The organism is Arthrospira sp. PCC 8006 (assembly GCF_046480465.1).
Taxonomy (GTDB): Bacteria; Cyanobacteriota; Cyanobacteriia; order Cyanobacteriales; family Microcoleaceae; genus Limnospira; species Limnospira platensis.
This window is the reverse complement of sequence record NZ_PKGG01000335.1, coordinates 1-3,754: the sequence shown is the minus strand read 5'-3', so window position 1 is coordinate 3,754 and position 3,754 is coordinate 1. Positions and strand designations below refer to the sequence as shown.

Here is a 3,754-nt window from a genome sequence, read left to right as displayed (position 1 = left end):
TGCAACAATATTATTGCGGGCTTATATGAATGCTCTCCCCTAGTTTACCTACAATAAACACCCTAAGCCAAAACCTTAACCCGTCTATTAGGGGTAATCATCCCGTGCKGRMCTCAGTACCCSTAWAAATTGGAGACTTGTCTAGCGGTATGTAGGTATCGGTTTCGATGGTAAGGCAATTCCCTAGGATTATGTAGGTATCAGCGAGAGATGACGAAACAAGTTACCAGTTGAAAAGTTGTTTAGGGGTATCGGGTTGGTTCTGGTAGATGATAGTTAGATTATGCGATCGCATTTTGTTGGTAGTGAGTAGGCTCCTCAATATTTCACYAATAATCTGACTACCCCTATGGGTTTTGAAATTTRAGCCATACCCTCCCCCTAACCGAAACAAGCACTATTGGGGRAACKRACNGATGTGATAGCAGTCAAYRGTGMCGCWAGGAACCGCTAGGCTTGCTGTTGACGGGTATCACGAGAGAGTTACCCTATCGGTGTTTGGTTAGGGGGAGATAGTAGGCATTTGACAGATTGATTAAGTTGTGCTTATTGACTGAGTAATCAACCTATTGACAGAATTATTTTCCTATGCTAGGACTAGATTGTGAGTAACATTTGAGTAACTAGGCATAGTTATTGGGTTGAGTAATAACCCGCTATCGCTGTTAGGATAAGGGTTTATAGTTAACACGCTCTGATGGTTGTTAACCATGGGAGGGGCGCAATGGGGGGAAGATCAGTTGGATTAATGTTAGCAGGTAAAATAGCCAATGGCTTCTTCTGATTATTCTTCTGGTTCGAGTCGATCGCATAAATCAGGTTTTTCTTCGGGTCGTCTCAGTGAAGCCAAAGGGGGCCGAATCAAGAAGCGATTCTCGTTCCGAGGCGCTGGGCGATCGCCAGGTTCTGCTAGTGTTTACCATCCCCCGAGAAATAAACCACCATTAGGTTCTAGGAGATCTTCGAAGGGGGAGGGCGGACCGATTAAGTCAGTAAAATGCACTCCCTTTCGGCTATACCTGGTGTGGTTAATCCTACTGGCGGGAATTTTGGGGCTGGTAGTGCAACTGTTTCGTCTGCAAATCATCGACGGTCCTTTTCTGAAAGAAAAAGCTGAATATCAGCAACAACAGCGTTCTCTACCGTTTATTCCCCGTCGTCCGATTAGCGATCGCAATGGTACAATTCTGGCTTTTGATCAGCAGGTATATACCCTATATGCTCACCCAGTTTTGTTTAAAAGCCCACCAGAGGAAATCGCCCAGCAACTAGCGGGAGTAGTGGTTAATCCGGATCTAAGCAGCCCCACGGCTCAGGAATTGCTGAATTTATTTAATTTAGCCCAGAGTGGTCTAAAGGTAGCTGATAGTTTATCAGAACAAATGAGGCGGAGGATTCTCCGATTACAGATTGATGGCTTAGAATTAATTCCTGAGCGGCGGCGACTTTATCCTCAACAAAATTTAGCTGCTGATATTGTCGGTTATGTAGACAAAGAAGGCCGAGGTCAAGCGGGAGTTGAGTATAGTCAGGAAAACCTGCTTAAACGCAGTATGCCTTCCCTGCTGTTTCAAAGGGCGGTAAATGGCGCATGGGTTCCCTCTCAACTGGCTGGGGGTTTCATCCAAATGGATGACCTAGAATTGCGGCTAACCATTGATTCTCGTATGCAGCGCATTGTCCGCAGCGCCCTAGCTGAACAGGTAGAGGCTTTTAAGGCGAAGCGGGGAACTGTGATTGTGATGGATGCCGAAGATGGTTCTATACTTTCGTTAGTGAATGAGCCTTCTTATGATCCCAATCAATACTATAACTTTGACAAGGAACTATTTAAAAATTGGGCTTTGACGGATTTATACGAACCCGGTTCTACCTTTAAGCCGATAGCAGTGGCTTTAGCTTTGGAGGCTAAGGCGATCGCACCAGATAGTTACATTAATGATGAGGGTAGCATTCAGATCGGCCCTTGGACTATCTCTAATGCCGATTATAGTTCCGCAGGTGCTAGGGGGAATGTGTCGATTACGGATATCGTCAAATATTCCAGTAATATCGGCATGGTGCGGATTGTGCAACGCCTGGACCCAAAAGTTTATCATCAGGGTCTACAGCGCCTAGGTATGGGGAAAGCCGTTAATGTTGACTTACCCTTTGCGGCTACTGGTCTGCTGAAAAGTGCAGAGGATTTTGTAAATGTACCCATTGAGATTGCTACCAGTTCCTTTGGCCAGGGATTATCAATTACTCCTCTGCAATTAGCTCAAATCAATGCTACCTTAGCCAATGGTGGTAAGTTAGTGACACCCCATGTAGTACAAGGGTTGTTTAATAGTCAGGGACAGTCCTACTTACAAACTTCCATCCCCCAACCGGAACAGGTTTTTTCCTCCGAAACCGCCCAAACCGTTTTAGAAATGATGGAAACTGTAGTGACTGATGGCACTGGTAAAAATGCCCACATTCCCGGATATCGCATTGCTGGAAAAACCGGAACTGCTCAAAAAGCTAGTTCTACCGGTGGTTATTATCAGGGGGCTTATATTACCAGCTTTGTTGGTATTATGCCGGTAGATAATCCTCGCTATGTAGTGGTAGCGGTAGTAGATGAACCAGAAGGGGGAAGTGGTGGATTAGTGGCGGCTCCCATTGTTAGGTCAGTAATGGAGGGTTTGATTAAAGTTGAACAGATCCCCCCATCTAAGTTTTAGTCAGATCTCCCTCGGCTATATGATTAAATTTGAACATCCATCGACCTGATCATCTCATGAAGCTAATATTTTTAGGTTCGGGTTCAGCCTTTACCGTAGGGGCTGATAACTTTCAATCTAATATGATGCTGGTAGCGGAAAATAATCGGAAACTGTTGATTGACTGTGGGAGTGATCTGCGGCATTCTCTGTATCAGTTGGGATGGTCTTATCGAGATGTTACTGATATTTATATTAGCCATATCCATGCTGACCATACGGGAGGCTTGGAATATATGGGGTTTACGACTAAATTTGATCCTAACTGCTCACGCCCTAAACTTTACCTGAGCCAAGAACTTGCTGACCTGGTCTGGAATAATTGTCTGGCGGGAAGTATGACTTCTATTGAAGATGATTTCGCTACGTTAGAAACCTATTTTGATATTGAACCGATTTCTCCGGGGTCTGGTTTTACTTGGGAAGGGGTTGATTTTACTTTGGTTCCTACTATTCATATTCAAGACAAATATCAGGATGTTCCGAGTTATGGTCTGAGTTTCTCGGTGGCGGGAGTTGAGGTATTTTTGACTACGGATACTAAGTATTGTCCCCAGCAATTGCAGGGTTTTTATGAGAGTGCAAATCTCATTTTTCATGATTGCAATACGGCTCCAGTTACGGGAGGAGTTCATGCTCACTATCAGGAACTTATGACCCTACCGGACAAGATTAAAAATAAAATTTGGCTGTATCACTACCCACCGGGTCCCCTCCCTAATGCTGAACAGGATGGCTTTAAAGGGTTTATTAAACGGGGGCAAACTTTTGTTTTTGACAATGGTAAATTCTTGGTAAAAATGCCAACTCAATAATTGGGGTAATAGGTAATGGGGACTGCTACCCATTCCCCTGTCTCTGGTCTAAGGTTGATTGTGGTCATGGCCCTAGGCTTTTTTCGGCAATTGCTGAAATTCCACAAAAGAATCGATATACTCGTTGGAAGCGTCGAATTTAACAGCTTCAAGAACTCCCACCTGCTAACGCGAGGTGGGAGAGTGGGGAAC

Annotated in this window: 2 protein-coding genes; both read left to right on the top strand. The window is 44.6% G+C overall.

Translation table 11 applies throughout. The features are described 5' to 3' along the window. Nucleotides 1–770 precede the first annotated feature (770 nt). A complete protein-coding gene (locus tag B9T16_RS26695) occupies nucleotides 771–2,708 on the top strand; it encodes a peptidoglycan D,D-transpeptidase FtsI family protein (RefSeq protein ID WP_410246175.1) in 1,938 nt (645 codons plus the stop codon). Nucleotides 2,709–2,764: 56 nt separating this feature from the next. Then, nucleotides 2,765–3,562, top strand: a complete 798-nt coding sequence (locus tag B9T16_RS26690; protein ID WP_006617947.1) for an MBL fold metallo-hydrolase — start codon at nucleotides 2,765–2,767, stop codon at nucleotides 3,560–3,562. The last annotated feature ends 192 nt before the right edge of the window (nucleotides 3,563–3,754 follow it).

Bases quoted from the DNA above. Each gene is read 5' to 3' on its own strand.
- B9T16_RS26695 (WP_410246175.1), top strand. From the start codon at position 771: ATGGCTTCTTCTGATTATTCTTCTGGTTCGAGTCGATCGCATAAATCA.
- B9T16_RS26690 (WP_006617947.1), top strand. From the start codon at position 2,765: ATGAAGCTAATATTTTTAGGTTCGGGTTCAGCCTTTACCGTAGGGGCT.